Source organism: Leptospira fletcheri, assembly GCF_004769195.1.
Classification (GTDB): domain Bacteria; phylum Spirochaetota; class Leptospiria; order Leptospirales; family Leptospiraceae; genus Leptospira_B; species Leptospira_B fletcheri.
Genome location: NZ_RQET01000010.1, coordinates 1 through 25,267 on the forward strand (window position 1 = coordinate 1; position 25,267 = coordinate 25,267).

Sequence of the window (25,267 nt, forward strand, 5' to 3'; positions counted from 1 at the left end):
CGGTGTGAAATCCACATTAATTACGTCTCCACTCACGTCAAACTATTTTTATACATTTTATCCCAATTTTCTTCCCCTATGGAGATTACCCCCTCTAGTGTGAAACGGCAGGATTTCCGGCTTTTGTTGATTTATTATGTCTCATTTGATTTAGAAAGAAAGGCCTTCTGATTTGAAAGACTCACGGGAAGAAAAGAATCTTGTCTTTATGTTTCTCTCTACAGGATATTCGCAACCGGACTCCTTGGTTTTGCGATAGAAGTTTTATAAAAATTGAATATACTTTTGCGATTTTCTGAGGATACCGAATGCGAAAAAAAGACGAAGCGAAAAACGTCTATTCTCCTAGAAGAGAATGCTCCGTAATTTCTGTGTAAATCTAGTGACAAACGAGTATTGTATCTATACCTTTATTTTCTTGGAATCGTTCGATTTTTTCGGAGGGCAGACTTGAATCCAGCGCACCAATACATAGAAGGATACCTTGCGGAAAACGTGCTTCAATCCGAGACAATCCGTAGGATGAGGCATGTGATCCGGGAATTCAGTCTGAGAGCGCCGAAAGTCTTGGTAACCAAATGCATAGACGGTCGAGTTCACGGTAGCAAACTAAAAGGATACCCTGTCACGACGATCCGTTTCGGTAGAACGGATGGAAACATAGTGTCCACGAATATGAACAATTTCTGGTTCTGGAATCGGATCGATAGAGTGGTCAACGACGCCGTATGCAACACTCCGGGAATGCCGGCTCTTTTCATCGCCTACATGCACCATTCGGACATTCAGGGATTGGGCTGTGCGGCACATCACGGAGACGAGGATGCTGCGCTAAAGGCGATTAGTGAACAGACAAAGGCTGTGAGAAAAGTATTTTCCAAAGATAAACTCTACGTAATCGAAGGAAAAACGAATACGGATCTGATGTCCGAGTCTCTTATTTTCGAAGACGGGAATAAGATAGATACCCGGGAGCTCGTTTCGGAATTCGGATTGAAGATACCTTCGGAAGTATTTCATTCTTTTTTTCTAAAATATCCCGTAAAAGATCCTGCGATCTCCCGCAATGTGAACTTTCGAACTCCGGCGGAACTTTTTTCCGGGAATGTAGCGTCTTTCTTCGATGAATATTCCACTTCCCTTTCCATGAAGTCTTTCCTGATTCGGGAGATATCCGCCATCGTTTCTTCCGAAGAGTATCATTCGCAAAAATTGATCCAGCCGGAAATATTAAATGCGCTCCTTCATAAATTTTCTAAAGTAAAGGATCTTCCCCGTACCTTGCTCGCTCCCCTGCTCTACCAGACTCTCTGGAATTTGTCCTATTCTTGTTACCAAAAGAATAAGATATCCGCATTAGAGGAAGCGGACAGATGGAAATACCTCGACCACGCCGAGGAAATCATTTGTTACGGAGAAGGATTCGAACTTTTACAACGGAACAAAGCCGTATTGGTCAAAACCGGTCGAGGAGAGGATACGAACGCGATCGTAGTAGCCAAAAACGTTTTGGAAAAAAACAGGAAGAAAGATCCGAAACCCTATCCCGTAATCGTGCATCTGAATGTGGAGAATTCCGGGCAACTCAGGATTTGGGAGGATTTCAACGAAAACATCGCGTCTAGAATGAATACGATGCTTCGTAACGTGCATGAAGTATTCACGAACGAAGAAATCGTCATTCTCACCACTTATTCTTATCGAGATCAAAAGAGGTTCTATCCCGTCCGTACGAACGAATCGGACCATCGAATCTCTTATCCGGTAAGTATCATCGAAGGATTAAATAGCGAGGATCGCTTTTCCTCCATCGGCCTGAGAACTCGGGAGGCGTTATACTCGGCGGGAAAGATCGATGTCTCCGCTAAAACCTCGGAGGGTACATAAAAAAGCTTTCCGGGTTGAAGCGGAAAGCTTGTTGAACGGCGAAATTTTAAGAACGAAAGTTTTATGAATTCGTTCTGCTCAGCGTTTCTTTCTTCCTTCTACGAATTTGGAAAGTTCTTCTCGAAAAGAATATTTTCTCTTGCCCATCAGATATCGAAAGGCGCTGATCATCACGTCCGGTCTGGGTGGATCTCCCCCGATAAATAGATCCGGTTCCTTGGGTAATTTTCCCAGTTCGAAAAGTCCTCCGGAAACGGCTTCCGTCCCGCAGGCAATGAGAGCTTTCGTTTCTGGCATCGTATCCCAAGCGATTTGTAGGGGAACTTCCATATTCGGACCGACAGGACCCGCATAGACCAAAGCATCCGCATGCTTAGGAGAAGCTACGACCCGTACCATACTGGCCTCGCTATCGAACACGGCGTTAAAGCTCGCATTGATTTCCGCTTCGGTAGAATTATTTCCGCTAGCAGCGACTTCCCGGTATTGGAATCCGGTGTTCCGAGTGATTTTGCGGAAGGCGTTTACGTTTTCCGTAACGTTTTCGGAATATTCCGTCGGAGTCCCGTCCACATAGGAGACCACAAGAGCTTTTCTATCTACGGAATAAACATGGATAAAACCGGAGTTTTCGATTTTATCCTCTCCGCACGCTTCCGCACAGAGACCGCACTGAAGGCAGGCTCCGTAATCGAATACGATCTCCTTAGCGGAAACGATTTCCACACCTTTAGTCGGACAGACTTTTTCGCAAGCCTTGCATTCCAGACAGGACGTCCCTTTTTTGAAATTCGGGACAGGAATTCCTCTCGCGTTAGGATTCGTGGGCTGGACCTTTTTAAAGTCCATATTCTTAGCCGGTCTGAAAATATTGAGTACTTCGTAAAAGAATTTCATAGATCCACACCTACGTAGCTGAGATTGAAAGATTTATTATTCAAAGGGAAATCTCCGATGTTCTCTCCGCGGACTGCCAGTTCAAGAGCGTGCCAGTTCATTACGGAGGGATCTCTGACATATGCTTCTTGGACAGAGCCTGCGGAGTCCAGTTGCACGGCGATCAAAACAGGCCCTCTCCATCCTTCCGCCGACCCGAAATACACTCCGGGTTTCGGCTTAGAAGCTTTCGCTTTCGCAAAAGCCGCGGCGGCTTTCGGAAATTCGATCAACATAGGAATAGCGGAAGCCAACCATTCACCGCTGTTTTTCAGTTCTTGGTATCTGAGATAAAACCTGGACCAGGCATCTCCTCTCATTTGTCCGGAATGATGTATATCGACGTGGAGAGGTTCAGGGGTCATTTTATAGGAAGGATCATGCTTTCTTAAATCGCGGGACAAACCGGTACATTTTTCCACCATACCTACAAAGCCTAAATTTTTGACCTGCTTTTGCAGTACGGTCCCGCAGACTTGTAGTCTTTCCCGGTTCGTGGATTTTTCCGCGGATCTTTCGAAATGAGAAGCCACATCCTTGGTCACACTCGCGATTCTTCCCGCCAAATCGGATAGAAACTCTGCACTGATCTGTTTTTTCAACCGAACTTTTCCCGGAGATAAGGCGCCTCTTCCGAAGCGGTTTCCGGTCAATGCTTCCATAACACCTAACGGAATCCCTCTTTGCATAGAGCAAACCCCTTGTAAAGGATAGTATCCTACATCGCCTGCGATGGCTCCCATATCTCCTATATGGATCGCGATTCTTTCGATTTCTAAGAGAACGGCACGGGCAAAATCGATCTCTTGCGGAACCGAGATCGCATGAGCGCCTTCGAACGCTTTGCTGAATGCGATACCGTAAGCGATCGTCGAGTCTCCCGAAATTGCTTCTCCGTACGGCGCGATGGAATCCTTGTCCAAGCCTTTCATCAATTCGGTTAGGCCTCTTTTTTGGAATCCCAAACGAATATCTAGATTTTGGATTTCTTCCCCTTTTACGATGAATCGGAAATGCCCGGGTTCTATCACTCCGGCGTGGATCGGACCGACTGCGTGGCTGTAAAAGGAATTCGGCACCGGCACATTAATTCCTCTGTATACTAGATCCTTGATTCCCGACTTAGTTACGAACCTTTCCAGCAAATGTTTTCTATCCTGGGAAAGGTATTTTTCGAAGTCGATGGAAGAATAATCTTCGGGTCCTTGGTCGGTACCGAGGCTATGTCGAAGGATCCAGATCGGATTCGTATGATCTTCAATCAGAGATTTTTCGCTGGCTTTGGATAGAGTTTCCTGCTCGATTCCATCGTTCGTAAGCCAATAACGATGAGTATGCTTGGTCTCTTTATTGTGAAAAATTCCGGTAACAGTTTTCATAAAACCCCCTGGACTAATAAGAAGAAGCCCCAACACCCGGTTCCGAGCAGAAGGAGAAGGAGGAAGAATCCATTGGTCATTCGGATTCGTAAGATCGTCGAATTTTCTTTTTGGAAAGTCCGACCTTTCAAATTCAATAAAGGAGCGATTTTATACAGCATCACTCCGAAAAATACCAATCCGAGGATCGGAACCAAAATCACTAGTCCTTTGCCTCCGATCTGACCCGCTTTGATGAGCACGATATCGTTTACGAACACGGGCGATCCCGGCATGACGAAAGCGAGAAACAGCGAGAGGATAAACAGGGACAAAGCGGGCTTATTGATCGCATCGGACTGGAGAATCTTACCCAACTCCCTCTTGCCCGCGTCCATACGGACGATTCCCATGCTGATGAACAGAAGGGACTTCACGACCAGATTGGAAGCCATTACGAAATAGAATATGTTGTCGCTCAAGTCCATCCAAAGAATCACTGCCAAAGCGCCGGTGTGAAAGAGAGCCACTTTTGCCGATATCCTGCGGATATCATCCCTGTCGTACACTGCGAAGATGCTGATCAGTATCGTGATAATTCCGAGCACTAATAAGCCGTCCGCTCCGCTGAACGTATGCGGGAAAAGCTGATGGTCTAGGTGAACGAAAGGTCTCAATGCGAAGCAAACCGAAACTGGGATAAAGGCGGAAAGCAAAGAGGAAACCTGAGTCGGGCTTTCCCCATACGTATCCTCGATCCAAACGTGGTTCGGAAACAGACCTAACTTTGCGGAGTAACCGAAAATGGCCAGCCAGAGTCCGACTTCCACCCAGATGATCTCTGGATGTTCCGAGATGTTTGCCACGAGCACTTCCACAGGTTGGTTGATTACGTGGAAGGCTGCGAGAATTAGAATGATCCCTAAAAACGCGATACCGAGGCCGAAAGAGTTGATCAAAAGGAATTTCCAAGCGATCGGATAGGACTTAGGCGTCCTACTGGAGGAAATCAGAAGAGAACCAACGAAAGTGGTACCTTCGATCAGGACCCACTGTAGGGTCGCATCTTTTTCGTTCCAGGCGACGAAGTTCAATCCGGCGCAGAGAACGAGGAGCACCGACCAAAAAGGTAAGTTCGTTTGATTCCGGGTAGGAGCGAGAACGTAGGTCAAAAAGACCAGTACAAAAACGGCGAACCCGATTCCGTATAGAATTTCCAAACTCATGCCGAAGTTTCCTCCTTTCCTTTTTCACTATTGATCCGGAGAGCGGCGCCGGCGCCGATGATTAGGACTGCGTCGATGAAGGAACCGAATTCGCTTCCCAGAGGAACTCCCGATTTAAGGAGCAACGTAAGAAGGAAGATCCCGTTTTCGAAGATACTGAAGCAGGCGACGATTCCGAACCAATTTCTCCGAACCACGAAACCTACGAGCCCGACATAGATGAGTAGAAGCACGAAGTGAAATCCGTACGGATGGTCGTTTCCGAAGAAGGAGTGGATCACCCCTATAAACGTATAACTGACGACCGCGCCGATAAAGAGAAGGATCAGCGTCGGAAAGTATCCTACTTTCGGATAAGTGGATTCCGCGGAATTCGTTCTTCTCGCAGTCCAATACAGAATGGCGGGGGTGAGTAGTCCTTTAAAGATGATCACCATCAACGCCAGGAAAACGGAATGAAACGTATCTCCTTTTTCTTCCTGGTACAATGGGATCAATAAAAGGAATCCCTGGATACCGATCAATATGACTAACCGTTTCAGACGGTTTTCTAAAAGAGCGACTACTCCCGTTAAGAGAATGATAAGGTAGCTGAAATCTGTTGCCATTATTTTATCCTAGCTTGAGTAAAATGCCCAAGATCAGCATGAAGATAAAGTTCAACCCGAGCAATTCGGGGATCCAAACCCACTTTCTTCTCGTGCTGTTCGCTTCCCAATAACCGATCAATGCGGACAGGAAAAGGGCTCCCCCGGTTACGGAAAGCTCTCTTACGACCGGATTCGTGATCAGATTCAGGAAGATCTCAACGTGTTCCAAACCCAATTTGGTGATTAGCAGAACCAAGGAAGCCGTTTTCAACTGGTGAGCGAGCTCGAAAAAGGCCCTGGTTCTTCCCGAAGCCTCTAAAAGCATCGCTTCGTGAACCATGGTCAGTTCCAAGTGGGTTCTCGGATCGTCGAACGGGGGTTTTGCGAGATCGGAGAGAACGATTAATAAGGCTCCCATCAAAAACAGAAAGCCGAATGCCAGATTCGGAATGCTCGCTTGGAATACCAGATTCGATTCGAAGACTACAAGAACCAAAATCAGAATCGGTTCCGCCAAAACGTACAAAAGAGTTTCCCTGGCGGCCCCCATTCCTCCGAAAGAGGTTCCGTTTTCCACCGCGTAGGCGACGGTCGCGAACCGAATCATCCCGATCAAAAACGGGACCAAAAGGAGAGAAGCCCATTCGAACGAAACCAAGGACCACAAGGCCACTCCGAACGTGAATACGAAGATCGCCGAACTTTCCGTAAAGAATCCGGAAAAAGGTCCGTCGATCGGATATTTCCGAATCATTCGAATCGTATCGTAAAAGATCTGTAGGACGGGCGCTCCCCTTCTACCCTGTCCGTAGGAGCGGATTTTTTGGATGATCCCTCCGCATAAAAACGGAAGAGTAATGAAGGAAATGACGCGGATCAGTGCATCCACTGGGAAAGAATTTGCTTCCATATATCTCCTTCGGCCAATCGGATCGCGATGATAACGGTCAGAATGGCCAATACGGTTAACGATGAATAAGTCAGATTGATCGAAATGGATTCGTCGTCAGCTCCGACAATTTTCGCCTTTGCTGCGCTGATCGATTTGATCAGAATGCGTGCGAAACTCTGGTCGAATAGGGATATTCCGTTCTTATCCACGAAATATCTTCCTAAGGGGGATAGCAAAGGATCCGAGATCGCGGAAGGGCCGATGGCGACTTCGGCTCCTCCGAATTGACCGCCGCAATCCCAAAGTTTTCTCTGCTTGATTCTATGCCGAAGTCCCAAAACTCCGACCGATAAAAGCAGTACAAATCCGACAAGATTCAAGATTCCGAGTCCGAGGAACCAATCCGCCTCTAGCCAGTCGACTTTCAGGGTCGCATAATGATTTACGAACGCGAAAAAGATCGCAGGAGCCAGGAAAATAAAGGCGCCTATAAAACCGAGAGAGATGGAAACGGGAAGATTTCTTCCGTGGTCTTCGAAGTTTTTTCGGGGTCTGGAAAGTGTGAGACCCAAAAATAATCTTAAATGGGATGCTGCGCCTAACGCCAATCCTGTGCAGACCAGAATCAATAAAGGCAGGACCAACAAAGGACTCGTCCCGGGTATGGCGACTACCGCCGAAAGCAATTTGATGAATGTCGCCTCGGAAAGAAATCCGGTGGTTCCTGGAATCGCGAGGAAACTGAGAGTTCCCAGGCTCGCCAAAAATGTGGGGATTGCGCTACTTCTTCCCACCCCGGTGCTCTCGTCCACTGCCGAAGATCCGGATAGTTTGGAGAGATAACCGAAATAAAGGAATTGAAACGTTTTACTGATACTATGATGGACGAGAGAAATCAAAAATAGAACCGTAAAGGCTTTACTGAGAAGCCTGAGCCCTTCCACTTCGCTGGACTGCCAATAACCGGAAAGCAAAAGGCTCAACCAGAGAAGGTTCATGTTTTCCACCGTGCTGTATGCGATGGATTTTTTGATCTCCTTGCTGAAAAGAGCCGTCATCCCGGCCCAGAGAACTCCGATCGCGGCGATCGGAATCAGAACGGTGGCGTAGAATGTCCCGGATAAAAGAGGCAACGCGAATTTCGAGAAAAGCACTAAAGGAAGATTGACCAATAGGCCGGAATAAGCCGCAGACGCATGAGCGGGAGCTCCCGCATGCGCTTCCGGTAACCAAAAATGGACCCCGAAAAAGGCGGACTTAATCAAAAGGCCGATGATCAGGAAAAACAAACCGACGGCAGGGTCGGAGGCGAAGATCCAAAAGGTGAAGCAAAAAGCACCCACCCCGCCTGCCGAAACCAGAGCGACGAAACTGCGAACCGAAGAGTCCGTCCATTTCCCTCCCAGATACAGGAGGAAGGCGGTAATCGTGGAAAGTTCCCAAAACAGGATGAGCCAAAGGCTTTTTCCTACAAGATAGCACAATCCTGTGCTCAAAAAAAAGAGAGAATATCCCAGTAATACCAGGGGTTTTCTCTCTTTTTCATATCCTGCAACGTAAAGGGAAATGAACGCTCCCAGGAATGCCTGGAGGGATAAACCGATAAAAATCGAGCTATCCGCTCCGAGGAAGTCCACTCCTAATACCCTTCCGATTAGGAAGGGTATTAGTAAGGAAGCCGCGACTGCAAGGTAAGCAAGTATCGTCATAATACTCCCGTTCGATTTTAGAATAACGCGTTGAACTGCACGTAGAACATTTTTGCCTGGGAGGCCGCTCCCGCAGGACCGTAGACCGTAGGCGTGGTCATATGGTTCAGGACCGCAGTGGGCGTTAGGGTCACAGAGCCATCATTTCCAACCGTGTAGGTATACAAAGCGTTCTTTTGGTTTTTAACCGCGCTTCCTGCCGACAAGAATCCTGCTCCGAGCCAAACGGACGTATATTCGCTGATCACGTAATTCCAGGCAAGGTCGAATTCGTTATAGATATTCTTTCCTAATTTGCCTAAGGTATAAACCGTTTGGCCGGAAGAATTCGTTACGCCGTTGTTTGCTTCTGTAGAAGCTCCGGTATTCGCCGTACCGTTGATCGCATACCAAGCGTCCTGCACCTGTGCCTTATCGTTAGAGTAGTACGATACGAAAAAGGTTCCATAGTGCTCCGATTTGTAGGACATATGAACGGATTTGCTGATCAGGTTCTTAACGCCGATGTTTTCGGACAAGCCGGCGACGTTGTTGAAATACGGGATAATACCGAAACGAGGGTTTGCGATCGTTTGGAACGTGGAATTGGTCGCATCTGTACGGTTATGGTCTCCGGAAGCGTACTGGTACTGGACCCCGAGACGCAATCTTTCGAAGAACGTATACCCGGTCTGTAAAACGAAAAACTCTCCGGCATATTTCTGATTTTTGGTACCGGCTACGCTTCCGTTATAAGTGACGCCGTTGACGGTAAGAGGCAATGTCACGTCCTGTCCTGCGACAAGATTGTCCACTCTTGCTCCCGTGGCTCCCGACTGCCAAGCAGCTTCAACGGTCCAATCCCATCCACCCCAAACGGGAATGGATTGGTAATTACTTACGGTCCGGTTGGAAATACGGAAACCCGAAGTGATCAGGTTGTTCTGCTGCTTATTCCAAGCATTCGGCGTCAAATCGGCTCCGGCGGCGGAGGGAGTGGTTAGCGTTCCTGCGGGAGAAATCGGAGTTTTGTGAGTCAAGACTCCGAAGGAATACAGGTCCACTAAAAACCAATCTTTCGCTTTCACCGTATTGTAAGTTCCTGCCAAATATTGGTCCGGATTTCCGGTAGTAGTAACCGTTTTTCCGGTCGTGGGATCAGTGTACGTAATCGGCGAACTAGCGGAAAGCACATTATTCGGACCGCTAGCGTTGGAAACCAACTTGTATCCGAAGAAATGGATGTTAAACGAATCGCGGTCGAACATGATTCTCGCACCGTCGAAGGAAAGACCGTTGATCGTCCAGTTGGCGCCTCCGATCAACCTTTGGTCTCCGTAAACGGGGATTTGGCGACCGATCTGGACTTTCGCATCCAGAGGTAGTTTTTTAATCATGAACCAGGCCTCTCTGATCGAAGTGGCCCCCGCTGGATTGATCGAAGCTTGTCCCGGAACCACGAAGTTTCCGGTGGAAGCAAAGGTATTTGCACGGACGTCCCCGACGGATGCCGGGGTTTCTCCCCCCCAAACTCTGGCGTCCTGAATGTTTACTTTCATGGTAAAGTAAGGACTAGGATCCAAGATGAAAAACAGCTGAGTGGTCTGCATAATCCGGGAAACATTGCCCTTATTTGCGCGATCGAAGCCTAGGTTTTCCCTGTCCTCGTATCTGGGTCGAACATATGCGCCGACCCGTATCCAATCGTTCAGCCATCCTTTCTTATTTGTTGAGAATTTTTTACTGATTTCGGGATCGATCAAGACGGCTCGATTGAATTCGCTAGTGAGTCCCTTTGTTTTCAAGGGAGATACGTAGTTCTCGTCTTCCGCATTGGCGCCGGCAGCAGCAGGTGCTGCGGTCGTCGGTGTCGTCGCAGTCGGCTGAGGTTGCACTTGTATTTGTGGTTGCGCAACTTCTGTCGGCTTATCCTGTCCAAATATTGCAATTGTCGGCAAACCGAACAGAACAAGAGCGGAGACGTGGATCAGAACCGATACAGACGATCGAACCGTCCGGTCCTTTTCAAGATTGGGAATATTCATTTTCTTCCTCCGAGTTTCGTTTTGTTACCGGATCATCCGGATTTTTGATTCATACGCCATGCACGATGGCGAAACTCGCGTTCATCTATTTCGCTTGTCACGAGAAGTCCGGTTCCCGTTTCCGAGAACCGGGTGTCGCTTGGTTTTTATTTACCTTTCTTTAAACTTTTGTTTTTGTATTTAAAGAAACACACTTTGTCCGGTTACGCGCCGAGGATCGTTTTTACTAAGTAATAGTATAACGGAATACCGGCGACAATGTTGATCGGGAATACGATCGAGAGAGCCACCGTTAGGTAAATACTCGGATTTGCTTCCGGAATGGAGCCCTTCATTGCTGCAGGCACCGCGATATAAGAAGCGGAAGCACAAAGCACGGTAAACATGAAGGCGTCTCCGAGAGGCATTCCGATCACTTTTACCAGGATTAGGCCTAAGCTTACGTTGATTACCATGATGATCAAAGTCGCGATGATCAGGAAGGAGCCTACGTGAGCCAATTCCTTGAAGCGTTTTGCCGCGGAGATCCCCATGTCCAAAAGGAACAAGGTTAAGATCCCTTGGAACAGGTTTTCAGAAAAAGGAGATTCCTTTTTCCATCCGGATTCCCCGGTGAAGTATCCCACGAAAAGAGCACCTAACAAGAGGTAAATGGAATAACCGAAGAAAGCTTCATGAAGAAGATGTTTCCAGGAAAAGCCGTTTTTTCCGCCGCCTTCCGCTTTGTTGCGTCCTATTCTATCCAGTAAAACGGCTACGACGATCGCGGGGGATTCCATCAAAGCCATACCGGCTACGATAAATCCTCCGAATTCCTGTCCTACGTTATGTAGAAAAGCGCCGGCGGTTACGAACGTAACGGCACTGATGGAACCGAAAGATCCTGCCAGAGCGGCCGCATTCGGACGATCCAGTTTTATCTTCAGAATGTAGTAGGCGTAGATGGGAACGATCGTCGCCATAACCGCGCAACCCAGGAGAACAAAAAAGTGCTCTTGGGTAAACGGAGTTTTGAAGAGTTCGTGTCCACCTTTGAACCCGATGGAGAACAGCAAAAACATCGAGAAGAACTTTCCGATCTGATCCGGAATCACGAGATCAGATTTAAAAAGTACCGCTCCCATCCCCAGGAAGAAAAACAATACTGGGGGGTTTAGGATGTTCTCCACAACGGCATGAATATCCATAAAATCTCCTTGGATTCTCGGTCCTGGAGCCGAAGTCCCCTCTTTGGAAGGAAAAACCAAGCTCTCACGGATCCGAGAAGGAATATAAGTATTACATAGCCTTCCAAACTTATAAATTTGGACACCAAAAAATATTTCAAATCGCAAAAAATGAGAGTATTTTCAGCGATTCGAGATGATTGTCTAAGGAATAAGCAGTTTTTTCAGAAACTGATAGGTCGTATGCCAGAATGACCTAAGGAATCCGGCTTTTTAGAAAAAAGCCATCGAAAAGAAGGGAGAGAAGGAAACGGGAATTTTCGAGATGAGAAACGTCTTAATTTCTAAACTTGGTTGATTAAACCGTGTTGCATCGAATCCAAGTTTATAATTATGGAAGTTTTGAAAACTCTATTTCGGAATCATAATTCCGAACTATTATCATCGAAACTCTGAATCTAGATTCAAAAAATAGAATGACGATGTTCTCATTTTTCTTTATACTTTTTACTGTTCCTCTGGACCTGCCAAGAGAGTCTGGTACAAAGAAATAGAGAAGGAAGATCCTGAAAAGTGAATGCAACCGAAGAGAAAAGGCCGCGAATCGAAAGAGCCATAGCAAAAACTTTTTCTCTTATTCTCCCTTTTCTATTTTGCCTAACGACTCCTATTCTGTCGAATCCCGTCGTTTCAAACCAAGTTGCCGACGTAATTCGGCTAACGCAGGAGCTTTCTCCTCCTCAAAACATCAGTTCTAAAATCGAGTATCGTTATCGCGGCTCCCAATTTTTGAACTGCAAGTCGGAAACCATCGAGGCATTGAGCCGGATGGAATGGCACCATAACTCGGGAGAAGTAGTTAGAGTAAAGCGGAATCCCAACGGGAATTGGCTTCGTTTCCGTTTGGCAAATTCGGGGGAATCGGCCATTCATCGGACTTTAGTGTTAGGATGGTTGAACGTTCCGGACGCGGAACTTTGTTCCATCGATCTGGAAGGAAAATTCGAAGCCGGTTTTGCGGGTTACGATGTGGATCCTCTATGGGACGATTTGATTTCCCCTCTTCCTCATTTTAATATCCGTCTCGAACCTAGAGAAGAGAGGACTTTTTATCTGTATGTCCGCTCTAACGAGGACATCAACTATCCGATCCGCCTTCGGACGGAGGCGGATTATATGATGGGGGTAAGATTGCGCTCCGTTATCTTCGTAACTATGGGATTCGTGCTGTTCTTATCCTTAAGTTATAACTGTTTCTATTATATAAAAACCAAAAAGAGCGTCTTTTTATCCCTCCCCTTGTATCTTTTTTCTGTAGTAGTCACCCTGTATTTTCTTCATGGAAAGGAATTTGCTTCGATTGCAGGCAATGCGAACAATTTATTCCGACATAGTTATTTTCTATTTTTGGGAATCACTCATATCGCATTCTTCTTGTATCTTTCCACATGGGACAGGGAGGACGGTGGGACCGTGTATCGGTCTCCTCTTTTTTGGATCGTATGCTTTGCCGGAGTTTTATATCCGCTGATCCCGCTTTACGAGTTTTGGTACGACCATCGGATTCTGATCCTTGTGGCGAATTACGGCTTGATGATCCTATATTTCGTTAAGACACATTTCTCCTTAGTCCGACCTAGGAGTGCTTACGATCTCCTATTCCTATCCGTTTGGGGAATTTTCCTCATGCTTGATCTGTATAAAACGATCTTCCATTTCGATTTTTATCCTTTCAATCGGATCGCAGTTTACGGTGTGCTGTATTTTATCCCTTTCCTGACCGCTTTTTCCTCCCTATTATCAAGGGAGATTATTCGAAGAAGGGAGGAAGCGGAAGGAGCCTCCCGGAAGTCTCACCTGACCTCTCTGGACGTGAATCATTTCGTCCAGCGGATTCGCCAATTATTGGAATCGGAAAAGATTTTTCTCACGAAATCCTTGAAGGAGGAGCATTTCGCCCGGGAATTGGGAATCACGATCCACCAATTGTCCGAACTCATTAACACGGAATTCAAAACCAGTTTTCCGTCTTTGATCAACCAATACAGGGTCGAGGAGGCAAAAAATCTACTCATGGAACTTCCGGGAGAAAGCACTACCGAGATCGGTTCCCGTTCCGGATTCAGCTCCAGATCCGCCTTTTATTTGGAATTCAAAAAATTGACCGGCACGAATCCGAATTCATTTAGAAAAGAGGTCCTGGGCGAAAAACTGACGTCAAAGACAACCTAAGGTTCTCAAGCGTTGACTCGAAAATAGATTACGTCCCCGTCTTGGACCAAATATTCTTTTCCCTCCAGACGGAGTTTCCCTTCTTCTTTTACTTTGGCGGGACTTGCGGTTCTATCCAGATCTTCGAACTTCATCACTTCTGCGCGGATAAATCCTTTTTCAAAATCGGTATGAATGACCGAAGCAGCGACAGGCGCCGTGCTTCCTAAATCGGTGGTCCAGGCTCTCACTTCCTGCTCTCCCGCCGTGAAAAAAGTCAAAAGGCCGAGCAGCTTATAGGCCGCATGGATCATTCTGTCTAGACCGCTTTGGGTTTCTCCGATTTCGGTCAGGAATTCCGACTGTTCTTCTCTGGAAAGGCCGGAAATTTCTTCTTCGAATTTTCCGCAGAGAGTGACGACCTCCGCTCCTTCTTCTTGCGCCATTCTTTTTACCGCTTCGACCAAAGGGTTATCATTTTGAGTCGCCGCCTTATCACTGATATTCGCTACGTACATGACCGGCTTGGAAGTGATTAAATTGAAGGTTTTGACGATTTTCTTCTCTTCCGGTTTGATCTCGGTCAACCTGGCGGGTTTGCCCTCTTTAAGAACGTTCAGGATTTTTTCCAGAACCGCGACCGTTTCCTGAGCTTCCTTGTTTCCGGCTTTTGCGTTTCGTGCGATCTTTTGGTGCTGTTTTTCTGCCGATTCTAAATCCGCGAAAATCAATTCCAAGGTAACGACCTGCGCATCCTCTACGGGGTTGATTTTACCGTGAACATGGGTGATATTTTCATCTTCGAAAGCGCGTACTACGTGGCAGATCGCGTCCACTTCGCGGATATGGGAAAGAAATTTATTTCCTAATCCTTCTCCTTGGCTTGCGCCTTTGACCAAGCCCGCGATGTCCACGAATTCCATAATTGCAGGAATCGTTTTTTGCGGTTTGTAAAGTTCGGCCAATCTTTCCAAGCGAGTATCCGGAACTTCCACGATTCCCTTATTCGGCTCTATCGTGCAAAAAGGATAATTTTGCATTTCCGCGCCCGCCTTAGTCAGCGCATTAAAGATGGTGGACTTTCCTACGTTCGGAAGACCTACGATTCCGCAATTGAGACTCATGAGGTCAATGTTCTTCGCGGCGGAAATATGTAAATTCGTTTGTTGGATAGACGGGCGGCCGTCTTATTCGAGGACCCAAGGTTTGTTGGAATCCGCCGAGTTCAGCGAATAGGTTTCCTCGGCGATTCGGATCAATTTTCCGTTCCTGAAAAACAATTCCAATGCGACCAATCGGAGGGAGTTCGGATTGGCTCCGCAGCCGAACGTGTATTCACCCTCGTAAAAACGCAATGGTCTCGGACGGGTCAGCAAAATTACCGAAGGCAGGGATCCGATTCCTTGGGCACGTAAGGAGCGAAGTTCTTCCGCAACCTGATTCGGATCCTCTTTTGACGATGGATCGAAATCCTGTATCAGTAAAAAGTGATTTTCCATTTCGCCGATCCATTTCAGGAGCTGGGATCTGAATTCCTTCCGAACGGAGAGCGAGTCCGTGGAAGGTGAAAAGGAGGAGGAATAGAATAGAAAGTTTAAATTCGCTTCGGTTCTTGCGAACGCCTGAGTGGGCCCTAATACGGAGGTCGACGGCTTCTCTGTTTTTGAACCGGAATTTTTGTCTCCGCGATTTTTCTTTCTTCGAACTGCTTTTTTGCTTCCCGCTTTTTTAACGTTAGACGCCTTTTTTGGGGAGAGATCTGCGGAAGCACCGTCGAACATTATATCGAATCCGATCGCATTGCGGAGACGATTTCGTTCTTCTTCGGAATTTGCGGAGCTGATCGGAAAAGAACCTAATAGAAAAGCTCCTCCGCCTTCCGCTTGCTTCTTTTTTTTGTAGGCTTTGTACCAAAGGGAAAGATTCCTTTCCCAAATCGGATCCTTTTGGGAGATTTTTTCCGAAGAGGAGCAGTAGACGATGATTCCGATCGGAACGTCTTTTCTATCCTGTACGTCGGTTTGGGCGGAAATCGGGAACGAAGAAAGTCCAAGAAGAAGGAAAGACAGAAAAATCCGAATGATCGGCTGGGACATATCGATTTTTTCCTTCTTGACCAGTATTCCGATCGTCCGTGTTAAGCGGTTTTTTCTTGGACCGAGACGAAGAATTTCGCGAAGAGTCCCGCTTCCTTTTCCCGGAATTTCTCCGTTCTCCTATGGAAATCAGGATCCTGTTCTTCCAAATGACGATTCATTTCCCTTAGGTGATTTTCTTCCTCTTTTAGTATTGTCTTGAGCGAGATTCCGTTTCCGCTTTCTCTTAGGCAGGATTCGTATTCTTCATATACGATTCCGGCTCTTTCTTCGATCAACTTGGTAACGTACAGATAACAAAGAAATTTTCGGAGGTCGCCCGGAATTTCATCGGAGGAAAGTTCCCGATTCACTATGGAATCCAATCTTTGGAAGTAAAATACCGCGGAGGTTCCGGCCAATAAGGAGGCCTCGTCGTAATTCTCCGATCCTTCCGGACGGACTTGCAAAGCTAGTTTTTTAAAGAAGGCTGCGTGTCTAGCTTCCTCGGACGCGTGTCTCAACACCATTTCGGAAATTGCATGACCGGTTTGGGAGGCGTGAATTTTCCGAGAACCTATATGCTCCATGAGAGAAAGAGTATTCAACCATTTGGAGTGCATACTCGGACTCTTCAAAATGCGGTTCAAAACCGTCCGTATCTCCTCTCGTTGTACCGGAGAAATACGCTTTCCCCCTATCTTAGAAACCATATCTTCCGAGCATTTTTGATTCGCGGAAAAAATCATCCTTTTTCGAAACGAAAATCAAAAATCTGCTTCCTCGTACTTCGCTTTTTAAGATTTTGAAAGCAATGATTTCTTCGGTACTAGATATCTTAGGCAAATACGGAAGATTCGTAAAATTTTCCCATACGCTCTTTGCTCTTCCGTTCGCTGGAATTGCATTCATTCTCGCTTTTTTAAGGACTCCGGGGCTGACTCTCGGCGAATGGGGAATGAAGTTTTTTTGGATTCTGGTTTGTATGGTCGGAGCGAGAAGTGCAGCCATGGGTTTCAATCGGTGGGCGGATCGAAGTTTCGATTCCAAGAATCCTAGAACTGCAAACAGGGAGATTCCGGCGGGGAAAATTTCGGACGCAGCGGCGATCGTGTTCATACTTTTGTCGGCCCTTCTTTTTTTTGTAGGAAGTTGGTTTTTGAATTCTCTGTCCTTTTACTTGTCTGCCCCCACTCTATTTCTGCTTCTCACGTATTCTTATACCAAGCGTTTCACCTTCCTTTGCCATTTCTATCTGGGACTTTCCATCGGATTAGCCCCGTTGGCGACTTGGATCGCATTGCGAGAGGAGTTCTCCTGGATTCCGGTCTTGTGGACGCTCGGACTCGCATTCAATCTTTCCGGTTTCGATATTTTATACGCTTTGCAAGACAAGGATTTTGATGAGAAAGAAGGGCTGCATTCGGTTCCGGTTTTTTTCGGATTGGAGAATTCCCTTTGGATTTCTAGGTTCTCTCATGTATTATCTCTTTGCTTTTTGGCATGGGCAGGATATGAGTCGGAACTATCCGGGATTTTCTGGATCTTTTGGTTTGCGACCGGCTTTCTCATGGCGGGAGAGCAATGGATCGCGAGAAAGAACAAGGATGGAATTTTTCCGCCTGCGTTTTACGGAATCCATTCCTGGATTTCGGTCGTACTCTTTGCGGGGATCCTGTTGGAAAAATTGAGAGAAATCTCGGATTCCTTACGACGACTTGGAATCTGATCCGGGGGAGAATATTGCCATGAATGAAAAATGCAAGTTGGTCGTGGCGATGGCCGGCGCGAGCGGTTCCATTTACGCGGCTCGCTTTCTCAGGGCTCTCATGGAAATGGACGGAGAAAGTTGGATCGTCGCCAGCCCCGCTTCTGTTCGTGTCTTTCAGGAAGAATATAAAACCTCCGTCACTAACGCGGAGGAAATATTGGAATTCGTAGGCACATTATGGAAACCTAAACTACAACACAGGTTCCATGTTCGATCCTACGGGGATATCGGTGCCGACATCGCTTCCGGATCCAACACCTGGGAGGGAATGGTGGTCGTTCCCTGCTCGATGAAAACGGCGGCATCCATCCGGTCCGGAGTCACCGAAAATCTGATCGATCGTGCGGCCGACGTCAGCCTGAAAGAAAGAAGAAAATTGGTCCTCGTTCCAAGAGAGACTCCGTATAATAGGATTCATCTTCAAACCATGTTGGAACTTCACGATGCCGGCGCGATCGTCTTACCCGCCTCTCCCGGCTTTTATCAGATGCCGAAAAGTCTGGACGATCTGGGAGATTTTATTGCCTCCCGTATTTTTAAGCTCTTGGGTAAGGAAGTGGATTTGTATCCTAGATGGAATCCGGAAACTCCGAAAAGCCACGGAACGAACCTGATTCTCTAAAACGTAGCCTTCCTGATAAAATTGGAATCAGGAATTTACAGATTCGATCTGTTGGATCCGTTTGTTCAGAGAAGAAGCGTCTTCGTACCTTTCATACGAGATCGCGTTGAATTTTTGCAGGTACAATCCGATCAGTTCTTCTCCGGTTTGACCGGGAACTTCTAGAGCCTTTCTGAAATTATGAAGGTCGAATTCCGGGTGTTTCCCGGCAAAATTCTCCACCAATTTTTCCATGTGTAAAAGCGAGGCTTCTCTCGCGATTCCGCTGGAGCGTCTTACTTTTAAGGATAAATTTGCCAAGGAATCCAGGTAATCACGGACTCCTTCCGGTTCTTTTTCTCCCGGAGAATACGAGTTCCCTTCCCGATTTTTGCAAAGTTCCACATAACGGATCACTACGTTTTCGAAGTGGTCCATTCTTTCCTTGATATAGGAATTGGAATCTTCCTGTTCCACGGGCATTTCGAAATCTTTGATCTTGACCACATCGTATTTATCGTAGTTGTCCGAGATGATCCGTTTCAGATCTTCGTAACTGTCCAAAGAAACGGGGGGGAACGTTACCACAGGAAAGTTTTCCCCGATCCTTAAGAAACTGACTACTACGTTGGATGCTATGATTTTTCCGCCCGGATAAAGAGGATTTTCTCCCACAACGTTACAGTAAACGATGAGGTTTCCGGATGGATTCTTTTCGGAGCCTTTCTCAAACTTCACTGCTTTCCTCTCCTGTATTAACAGACTGACGATCCGCTTTCATTCCCACTTTTTTATCTCTTCTCTGAGATTTTCTAGGACGTTTTTGTACGCTTGGGCGACTTTGCCGTTCGGATCTTGGAACACGAGCGGCTTTCCGGATTCTCCGGCATTCATTAGATCCATAGTCAGAGGAATTCCGCCTAAGAATTTCGCATCGGTTCCTTGAGCTAGGATCTTCCCTCCCCCCTGAGAAAAGATAGGAGTGGAATGGCCACAGTTCGGACACACAAATTCACTCATATTTTCCACAACTCCCAGGATCGGCACCTTCACCTGCTGGAACATGGAAGCGGCGCGATTCGCATCCAGTAACGCCACGGACTGAGGAGTGGTAACCAAAACGGCTCCGTCTAAATCGATCAATTGGGCTAGAGACAATTGCACGTCTCCGGTGCCCGGTGGAAGGTCGATAAATAGAAAGTCCAAGTCACCCCAAACGATATCGTATAAAAATTGCTCTACCGCCTTTCCTAACATCGGTCCTCTCCAGACCACGGGCTGCTTTTCATCGATTAGAAAGGAGAAGGAGATGATTTTTAATCCGTCCTTTTCCAGAGGATAAATCTTATCTTCTTCCGCTTTCAAGGCGACTCGACCATTGATACCGAACATTTTTCCTATGGAGGGACCGTAGATATCCGCATCCATGACGCCTACTTTATAGCCCTGAGCTGCCGCTGCCGCCGCTAGGTTGACAGTGACTGTGGATTTTCCCACACCCCCTTTTCCGGATCCGATCGCGATGACTTTTTGAACTCCGACGATCCGGTTCGAATCGTTCAGTTGGAGTTTGGGATCCACTTCGAACTTGATCTTGATCTTCCCGATCCCTTCCTTTTTGGACAGGATTTGTCGGATCTGAGCTTCCAGTCCGATCTGTACACGCCTATCTTGGTTCGGAGTCTTGACGAGTATGTTCGTTTCTTCTTCCCCGATTTCCAGGGAGGCGACCATGCCTAAGGACACGATGTCTTTTTTCAGTTCCGGGTGTTTGATTTTCGTGAGTTCTCTTTGAACTTCGATCGGTTGTATTTTGCCGGCCATTTTATTCCTTTTCTTCGTATAAGATCGTTGCTGCTTCTATAAATTTGGACGTCTGCTCCGAATAAATGAAGCGCTTGATTTCCGGAGTTTTTTGTCCGGTTTCCAATACGTGAAAACCGCATTCATGCCTTAGGTCGGAAGTTCTGGTACTGGAGGCGGAATTGATCACGTAGTATGGTTTCTTCTTTCCCGGTTTTTTGACCCAATTTGTATGCACATGTCCGTGCAAATAAGCCAAGGGCGGGGATTCCCTTAGAATTTCGGCGATCTCTTCCCGGTTCCTCATCCTATGTCCTGCCGATTCCTGGCGTTCCGGAGGATTCCAAATCGGATGGTGGCACACGAGTACGTATTTCTCTATTCGATTCTCTCGTAGGAAGGCCAGAGCGTGGCGAACGACGGTCGGATCCACGTATCCGTAAGCGTTCAATACGGATAAAGGCTTATTCGAATCCAACCCGATCAGGCATACCTCTCCGATCCGTTTCCATCTAAGGTAACCGGAACTTCCGGGAACCTGATCCCCCATCCATTGCGAAAAGAATTTTTCGTAATAAGGAACCGGCCCGCTTACAGCCGCTCGCGTATAGCGATCATGATTTCCGGGAATCATAAACGTTTTTTCGTTTAACAAAGGCTTTAAATGTTCCAGAGAGCCGAAGTATTCGGTCAAGTGGGAGACGTTCGTGATATCTCCCGAAATTACGATGGCGTCCGGATCCAGAGAAAGTACGGTTTCCACGAGGGAATCCCATAACCGAAGGGGGTATTTCTTCTTACGTCGAAGGGAGTAGTTTAAATACCCGGGCACCATCTTACCTTTGAGACTCGTCAAAGGAAGGTGAACGGGAAAATGCAGGTCCGACAAATGGACCAATTTCACTCTTTTCTTTCCCTCCGGATCACTCCTAGGATCTCTCCTTTCGAAACGATAGAGCCTCTCTCCTTAAAGATATCGGACAAAACGCCTTGGACCGGAGATTCCATCGGAAAGGAAGCTTTATCCGTCACTAATTCGCAGACTTCTTGGCCCACTTCTATCGTTTCGCCAGGACGAGCATTCCAGCGAACCAGCTCGATTTTGTCGGTATCTCCCAAGTCGGGAGTGATCAGCTCGAAATCTTCGGTTTTTGGGGACATCTTCTTAAAACCAGCTTGCCGAACCGGGGTCCCGCAGCCATCGTGTACTAAATTTTCCAAGTTCCCTCTTATGGCAAACCAGAAATCTGTCCTCAAAGGGGCTGAAATCCTCCAAAACATCTCCGATCTTAAAAAGCGAAAGTTTTTTCACCTTGAGTTGAAAGGACTTACAAAACCGACCCGGGACATACTTTCCGAGCTGGTAAACGGGATCTTAGACGAGATTGGAGCGAATCCCTTAGCGGCCTTCCACCTTTTCAGCGGGTTGATGGAGGCTCTCCTGAATGCGATTAAAGGTAATATCAGGCATATTATCTTCCGCGACGAACTACTGAAGAAACTCTCGAATTTGGGCGACACCCAAGAAGAAGCCGAAGAGCTTTTGGAAGTCATCTTAGATACGTCCCCTCTCCGGGATGCGATGCAAAGATACGTGGTTCCGGAAAAGATCAAAAGGCAAGTGCAAAACGTTCTCCAATTAGAAGATCGGATCCGCGCCAAAAAACAGGTTCTTGTTCCGGAGGAAAAAGAGTTCCTTACGAACGTCCGATCTAAATTGGAAAAGAATCGGATGAATATTTCCGTAAAAATCCGGATCACGGAGAACGAATTGAATCTCAGGATCCGAAACGATTCCCCCATCCACAATATGGATTTCGGTAGGATAGAAGAATCCAGATTGAAACACAAAGAACTCTTCGACAAAGGAAACTCCGCGGATTTTTTCCGTCCGGAATTTTTGGACGAAAAGGAAAGCGCTGGATTCGGGATCGCGATGATCGACGAAGGATTTTATACCATGGGCCTGAACCCTCTGGATCTTTTGACCATCACCACGGGTAGCAGAACTACCACCGTATATATGAGATATCCTCTTTCCGCACTCAAGGAACTGGCCTTTTAATCGGGCCGGTTCCTTATAGGATGTAGCGACTTAGGTCCTTATCTTCTACGATCCCTTTCAGTTTGGATTCCACGTAGGCTTGGTCCACTAAAACCTTTCTTTTTTCCGGTGGTAGGTCCGGGCCGTCATAGCTGACGTCTTCCAATAACCTTTCCATGATGGTATTCAGCCTTCTAGCTCCGATATTTTCGTGTTTTTCGTTCATATCGTAGGCCATTCTCGCGATTTCCCGGATTCCATCGGGGGAAAAATCGATCTCTATCCCGTCCGTCTGCAACAGTGCTTGGTATTGTCGAGTCAGAGAAGATCTAGGAGCGGTTAGAATTTTTTCGAAGTCGTCCATGGACAATTTTTCCAATTCCACTCGGATCGGAAAACGTCCCTGCAATTCGGGAATCAGATCCGAAGGCTTGGACATGTGGAAGGCTCCGGCGGCGATAAATAAGATATGGTCCGTCGCTATAGGACCGATTTTGGTGTTTACGGTCGCTCCTTCGACGATGGGCAAAAGATCGCGTTGGACCCCCTCTCTGGAAACGTCGGCCCCCACTCTTCCTTCTCTTCCTGCGATTTTATCTATCTCATCCAAAAAGACGATACCCATCTCTTCCAAGCGTTTCTGTGCTTCCCGCTGGACCTTGTCCGGATCCAAAAGTTTTTCCGCTTCGGATTCTTCCAAAGCCTTGAGAGCTTCTTGGACGGAAAGTTTTCTTTTCTTCTGCTTCTTCGGCATCAGATCGCCTAGGACATTCTGGATATGATTGTCTAAATCTTCCATGTTACCCGCTCCGAAAACTTGGAGCATGGGCAAACCCTGAGTTCCCGCTTGCGGAAGATCCAACTCCACTTCTTGGTTGTCGAGTTTTCCGGAACGTAACTTCTTCCGCATCGTTTCTCTGGTTTCGGAAAAACGGCGCTTTCTTTCCTCTTCGTCCACATTGGTCGCGAATCCTATGGAAGTAGTCTGCGGATCCGAAGCCGGTTTGATCGGAAACGGAAGTAGAATATCCAGCAAAGCCTCTTCCGCCCTTTCTTTCGCCTTGGCTTCCACTCCCTTTCTGAATTCCTGTTTTACCAAATTCAGGGAAACCATCGCTAGATCCCGGATGATGCTTTCCACATCCCTGCCCACGTATCCTACTTCCGTAAATTTCGTACTTTCCACTTTCAGGAAAGGCGCGCCGCAAAGTTTGGAAAGTCTCCGTGCAATCTCCGTCTTGCCGACTCCTGTCGGCCCGATCATGATGATGTTTTTAGGATAGATCTCTTCGCGCAACTCGGGATCGAGCTTTCTTCTGCGTGTTCTATTTCTGAGTGCGATCGCGACCGCTTTTTTTGCGCTCTTCTGCCCGATGATATGTTCGTCCAGGCGCGCGACGATTTCTCTAGGAGTGAGGTCTTCTTCTCTCAATCTAGGCTCGTCCGAAACTTCTTGAGAAACCGGATTCCTGTCACTCATACGCTGATTTCCTCGACGATAATATTATGATTCGTATAAATACAAATATCCGCCGCGATACGCATTGCTTCTTTTACGATTTGGGCAGGTTCCAATGGAGTGGTCCCGAAGAGAGCTCTTGCCGCGGCAAGCGCATAGTTCCCTCCCGAGCCGATCGCCAAAATTCCGTCGTCGGGGGAAATCACGTCTCCGGTGCCGGAGATCAAAAAGGAATCGTCCTTATCCGCCACGATCAGCATGGCTTCTAAGCGGCGGAGCATCCGATCGGTTCTCCATTCGCGAGCCAATTCTACAGCGCTTCTGGAAAGGCTTCCACCGAATTCGTGAACCTTCTTTTCAAATAATTCAAATAAGGTGAATGCGTCCGCAGCCGAACCTGCAAAGCCGGAAACGATCCGATCTCCGTAGAGTTTCCGGACTTTTCTGGCCGAGTTTTTCATCACCGTATTTCCGAAGGAAACTTGGCCGTCTCCGGCTATGGCGACTTTTCCGTTCCGCCGTACGCAAAGGATGGTGGTAGCATATATTTTGTTGGGATCATGAATCGATTCGTTTTGCATGAGGGTGGGCCTTTCTATAAACCTCTTTGATCTTTTCCTTACTTACGCTCAGGTAAACCTGAGTAGTAGAAAGGGAGGAATGGCCCAAAAGCTCCTGGACAGCTCGAATGTCCGCTCCCGCATCGAGTAAGTCCGTAGCAAAGGTGTGTCGGAATTTATGGGGAGTGATGGGTTTATCCCATCCCATCCGCTTCCTTCTTTCGTTCAGAATATAACGGACCCCCCGTGTCGTCAGTTTCTTTCCCTTTTGGTTTAGAAAAATTTCTTCGCATTGCGGTCGGAAATTGGGACGGACTTCCAAATATGCGGATAGACTTTCGACCGCTTCCTTTCCTAAATACGCGAATCTTTCCTTTCTACGTTTCCCCAAAACTTTTAGGATCGTACGATCCTGGGACAATCTAGTCAAAGTGGCATCCACCAACTCGAATACCCGTAGACCGCCGGAATATAGAACCTCTATGATCGCTTTGTCCCGGAGGTTCAGAATTTCTGACGTCCTACCTTCCTCCTCGAATTCCAGGATTTCTTCGGTTTCTTGGATGCGGAAGTTTTTCGGAATCTGTTTCCGGGTCTTGGGAAATTGAACGGATAGGATCGGATTCGATGGAACCTTTCCGTCGTTAAACATGACTTTGTAAAATGTCCGTAAACTGGAAAGTTTGCGGCTTTGGGTCCTTCTGTCCAATCCCTGTTTTAAGGATAGAAACGCGAAATAGGAACGAACGTCCACCGCCTCCAAGGCATAGATATCGATTTGCTCGCTTTGGCAGAATTCGAAAAAGGATTTCAAATCCAAGAGATATGCGTTTAACGTATTTTGTGAATAGTTCTTTTCTATGCGAAGATACTCGTGGAATCTGTGAGCGGCTTTTGTCAGGATTTCGGAAGGGAATTTGGGGACCGCCAAGGTGTATTCGCTCACGTCAGGCTC

General features: G+C 47.1%; 23 protein-coding genes. 5 read left to right on the top strand and 18 right to left on the bottom strand.

Annotation, left to right across the window (positions count from 1 at the left end; all coding sequences use genetic code 11):
• Window positions 1–450 precede the first annotated feature (450 nt).
• Window positions 451–1,887: a hypothetical protein gene (locus tag EHO60_RS13750; protein WP_135768792.1), complete on the top strand. Its 1,437-nt coding sequence runs from the start codon at window positions 451–453 to the stop codon at window positions 1,885–1,887.
• Between the two features lie 78 nt (window positions 1,888–1,965).
• On the opposite strand, the gene EHO60_RS13755 is transcribed toward EHO60_RS13750, so the two are convergent.
• The 8 genes from EHO60_RS13755 to EHO60_RS13790 form a co-directional block, all read right to left on the bottom strand.
• Window positions 1,966–2,784 (bottom strand): NADH-quinone oxidoreductase subunit B family protein, encoded by an 819-nt coding sequence (locus EHO60_RS13755; RefSeq protein ID WP_135768793.1) that lies wholly within the window; start codon window positions 2,782–2,784, stop codon window positions 1,966–1,968.
• Complete coding sequence (locus EHO60_RS13760; RefSeq protein ID WP_135768794.1) at window positions 2,781–4,202, bottom strand: hydrogenase large subunit; 1,422 nt, start codon at window positions 4,200–4,202, stop codon at window positions 2,781–2,783. Before EHO60_RS13760 ends, EHO60_RS13755 begins: the two co-directional genes overlap by 4 nt.
• Window positions 4,199–5,407 (bottom strand): proton-conducting transporter transmembrane domain-containing protein, encoded by a 1,209-nt coding sequence (locus tag EHO60_RS13765; protein ID WP_135768795.1) that lies wholly within the window; start codon window positions 5,405–5,407, stop codon window positions 4,199–4,201. Before EHO60_RS13765 ends, EHO60_RS13760 begins: the two co-directional genes overlap by 4 nt.
• Entirely contained in the window at window positions 5,404–6,015 is a 612-nt protein-coding gene (locus EHO60_RS13770) for a formate hydrogenase (protein ID WP_135768796.1), read from the bottom strand. The genes EHO60_RS13765 and EHO60_RS13770 overlap by 4 nt, the downstream gene beginning before the upstream one ends.
• Window positions 6,016–6,019: 4 nt before the next feature.
• Window positions 6,020–6,907: an NADH-quinone oxidoreductase subunit H gene (locus EHO60_RS13775; RefSeq protein WP_135768797.1), complete on the bottom strand. Its 888-nt coding sequence runs from the start codon at window positions 6,905–6,907 to the stop codon at window positions 6,020–6,022.
• Complete coding sequence (locus EHO60_RS13780) at window positions 6,874–8,598, bottom strand: proton-conducting transporter transmembrane domain-containing protein (protein WP_135768798.1); 1,725 nt, start codon at window positions 8,596–8,598, stop codon at window positions 6,874–6,876. The genes EHO60_RS13775 and EHO60_RS13780 overlap by 34 nt, the downstream gene beginning before the upstream one ends.
• A 17-nt stretch (window positions 8,599–8,615) precedes the next feature.
• On the bottom strand, window positions 8,616–10,622 hold the full coding sequence (locus tag EHO60_RS13785; protein ID WP_135768799.1) for an alginate export family protein: 2,007 nt from the start codon (window positions 10,620–10,622) through the stop codon (window positions 8,616–8,618).
• Window positions 10,623–10,825: 203 nt separating this feature from the next.
• Complete coding sequence (locus EHO60_RS13790) at window positions 10,826–11,809, bottom strand: sodium-dependent bicarbonate transport family permease (RefSeq protein WP_135768800.1); 984 nt, start codon at window positions 11,807–11,809, stop codon at window positions 10,826–10,828.
• A gap of 552 nt (window positions 11,810–12,361) precedes the next feature.
• Here EHO60_RS13790 and EHO60_RS13795 point away from each other — a divergent pair.
• Window positions 12,362–14,020 carry a helix-turn-helix domain-containing protein gene (locus EHO60_RS13795; protein ID WP_425460303.1) on the top strand — a complete coding sequence of 553 codons (1,659 nt, stop codon included), beginning with the start codon at window positions 12,362–12,364 and terminating at the stop codon, window positions 14,018–14,020.
• 5 nt (window positions 14,021–14,025) lie between these two features.
• On the opposite strand, the gene ychF is transcribed toward EHO60_RS13795, so the two are convergent.
• The 3 genes from ychF to EHO60_RS13810 form a co-directional block, all read right to left on the bottom strand.
• Window positions 14,026–15,123 carry a redox-regulated ATPase YchF gene (gene ychF, locus EHO60_RS13800; RefSeq protein WP_135768801.1) on the bottom strand — a complete coding sequence of 366 codons (1,098 nt, stop codon included), beginning with the start codon at window positions 15,121–15,123 and terminating at the stop codon, window positions 14,026–14,028.
• A 63-nt stretch (window positions 15,124–15,186) separates the two neighbouring features.
• Entirely contained in the window at window positions 15,187–16,095 is a 909-nt protein-coding gene (locus EHO60_RS13805; protein WP_135768802.1) for a hypothetical protein, read from the bottom strand.
• 41 nt (window positions 16,096–16,136) lie between these two features.
• Entirely contained in the window at window positions 16,137–16,787 is a 651-nt protein-coding gene (locus EHO60_RS13810) for a hypothetical protein (RefSeq protein ID WP_135768803.1), read from the bottom strand.
• A gap of 101 nt (window positions 16,788–16,888) precedes the next feature.
• Between EHO60_RS13810 and EHO60_RS13815 the strand changes: the two genes are divergently transcribed.
• The gene (locus tag EHO60_RS13815) at window positions 16,889–17,803 is read left to right on the top strand and encodes a UbiA-like polyprenyltransferase (RefSeq protein ID WP_135768804.1); all 915 of its coding nucleotides are present in this window, start codon (window positions 16,889–16,891) and stop codon (window positions 17,801–17,803) included.
• Window positions 17,804–17,822: 19 nt separating this feature from the next.
• Window positions 17,823–18,467 (top strand): UbiX family flavin prenyltransferase, encoded by a 645-nt coding sequence (locus EHO60_RS13820; protein ID WP_135768805.1) that lies wholly within the window; start codon window positions 17,823–17,825, stop codon window positions 18,465–18,467.
• Between the two features lie 27 nt (window positions 18,468–18,494).
• Here EHO60_RS13820 and EHO60_RS13825 read toward each other — a convergent pair whose 3' ends face one another.
• Genes EHO60_RS13825 through EHO60_RS13840 form a run of 4 tightly spaced genes read right to left on the bottom strand, consistent with a single transcriptional unit; the run spans window position 18,495 to window position 21,410 of the window.
• Complete coding sequence (locus EHO60_RS13825; protein WP_135768806.1) at window positions 18,495–19,184, bottom strand: hypothetical protein; 690 nt, start codon at window positions 19,182–19,184, stop codon at window positions 18,495–18,497.
• A gap of 39 nt (window positions 19,185–19,223) precedes the next feature.
• Window positions 19,224–20,270, bottom strand: coding sequence for an Mrp/NBP35 family ATP-binding protein (locus EHO60_RS13830; RefSeq protein ID WP_135768807.1), 1,047 nt, complete (start codon window positions 20,268–20,270; stop codon window positions 19,224–19,226).
• Window position 20,271: 1 nt separating this feature from the next.
• Complete coding sequence (locus EHO60_RS13835) at window positions 20,272–21,153, bottom strand: metallophosphoesterase family protein (protein ID WP_135768808.1); 882 nt, start codon at window positions 21,151–21,153, stop codon at window positions 20,272–20,274.
• Complete coding sequence (locus EHO60_RS13840) at window positions 21,150–21,410, bottom strand: lipoyl domain-containing protein (protein WP_135768809.1); 261 nt, start codon at window positions 21,408–21,410, stop codon at window positions 21,150–21,152. Before EHO60_RS13840 ends, EHO60_RS13835 begins: the two co-directional genes overlap by 4 nt.
• 70 nt (window positions 21,411–21,480) lie before the next feature.
• On the opposite strand from EHO60_RS13840, the gene EHO60_RS13845 reads away from it, so the two are divergent.
• Window positions 21,481–22,314, top strand: coding sequence for a hypothetical protein (locus EHO60_RS13845; RefSeq protein WP_135768810.1), 834 nt, complete (start codon window positions 21,481–21,483; stop codon window positions 22,312–22,314).
• A gap of 13 nt (window positions 22,315–22,327) precedes the next feature.
• Here EHO60_RS13845 and hslU read toward each other — a convergent pair whose 3' ends face one another.
• The 3 genes from hslU to EHO60_RS13860 are packed head-to-tail and all read right to left on the bottom strand — an operon-like array spanning window position 22,328 to window position 25,258.
• Window positions 22,328–23,773 carry an ATP-dependent protease ATPase subunit HslU gene (gene hslU / locus EHO60_RS13850; protein WP_135768811.1) on the bottom strand — a complete coding sequence of 482 codons (1,446 nt, stop codon included), beginning with the start codon at window positions 23,771–23,773 and terminating at the stop codon, window positions 22,328–22,330.
• Window positions 23,770–24,333: an ATP-dependent protease subunit HslV gene (gene hslV / locus EHO60_RS13855; RefSeq protein ID WP_135768812.1), complete on the bottom strand. Its 564-nt coding sequence runs from the start codon at window positions 24,331–24,333 to the stop codon at window positions 23,770–23,772. The genes hslU and hslV overlap by 4 nt, the downstream gene beginning before the upstream one ends.
• Window positions 24,311–25,258, bottom strand: a complete 948-nt coding sequence (locus tag EHO60_RS13860; RefSeq protein ID WP_135768813.1) for a tyrosine-type recombinase/integrase — start codon at window positions 25,256–25,258, stop codon at window positions 24,311–24,313. Before EHO60_RS13860 ends, hslV begins: the two co-directional genes overlap by 23 nt.
• Window positions 25,259–25,267: the final 9 nt, after the last annotated feature.

Coding starts and splice junctions, on each gene's coding strand:
- EHO60_RS13755 (WP_135768793.1), bottom strand. CDS start 2,784: ATGAAATTCTTTTACGAAGTACTCAATATTTTCAGACCGGCTAAGAAT.
- EHO60_RS13760 (WP_135768794.1), bottom strand. CDS start 4,202: ATGAAAACTGTTACCGGAATTTTTCACAATAAAGAGACCAAGCATACT.
- EHO60_RS13765 (WP_135768795.1), bottom strand. CDS start 5,407: ATGAGTTTGGAAATTCTATACGGAATCGGGTTCGCCGTTTTTGTACTG.
- EHO60_RS13770 (WP_135768796.1), bottom strand. CDS start 6,015: ATGGCAACAGATTTCAGCTACCTTATCATTCTCTTAACGGGAGTAGTC.
- EHO60_RS13775 (WP_135768797.1), bottom strand. CDS start 6,907: ATGGAAGCAAATTCTTTCCCAGTGGATGCACTGATCCGCGTCATTTCC.
- EHO60_RS13780 (WP_135768798.1), bottom strand. CDS start 8,598: ATGACGATACTTGCTTACCTTGCAGTCGCGGCTTCCTTACTAATACCC.
- EHO60_RS13785 (WP_135768799.1), bottom strand. CDS start 10,622: ATGAATATTCCCAATCTTGAAAAGGACCGGACGGTTCGATCGTCTGTA.
- EHO60_RS13790 (WP_135768800.1), bottom strand. CDS start 11,809: ATGGATATTCATGCCGTTGTGGAGAACATCCTAAACCCCCCAGTATTG.
- ychF (WP_135768801.1), bottom strand. CDS start 15,123: ATGAGTCTCAATTGCGGAATCGTAGGTCTTCCGAACGTAGGAAAGTCC.
- EHO60_RS13805 (WP_135768802.1), bottom strand. CDS start 16,095: ATGTCCCAGCCGATCATTCGGATTTTTCTGTCTTTCCTTCTTCTTGGA.
- EHO60_RS13810 (WP_135768803.1), bottom strand. CDS start 16,787: ATGGTTTCTAAGATAGGGGGAAAGCGTATTTCTCCGGTACAACGAGAG.
- EHO60_RS13815 (WP_135768804.1), top strand. CDS start 16,889: ATGATTTCTTCGGTACTAGATATCTTAGGCAAATACGGAAGATTCGTA.
- EHO60_RS13820 (WP_135768805.1), top strand. CDS start 17,823: ATGAATGAAAAATGCAAGTTGGTCGTGGCGATGGCCGGCGCGAGCGGT.
- EHO60_RS13830 (WP_135768807.1), bottom strand. CDS start 20,270: ATGGCCGGCAAAATACAACCGATCGAAGTTCAAAGAGAACTCACGAAA.
- EHO60_RS13840 (WP_135768809.1), bottom strand. CDS start 21,410: ATGTCCCCAAAAACCGAAGATTTCGAGCTGATCACTCCCGACTTGGGA.
- EHO60_RS13845 (WP_135768810.1), top strand. CDS start 21,481: ATGGCAAACCAGAAATCTGTCCTCAAAGGGGCTGAAATCCTCCAAAAC.
- hslU (WP_135768811.1), bottom strand. CDS start 23,773: ATGAGTGACAGGAATCCGGTTTCTCAAGAAGTTTCGGACGAGCCTAGA.
- hslV (WP_135768812.1), bottom strand. CDS start 24,333: ATGCAAAACGAATCGATTCATGATCCCAACAAAATATATGCTACCACC.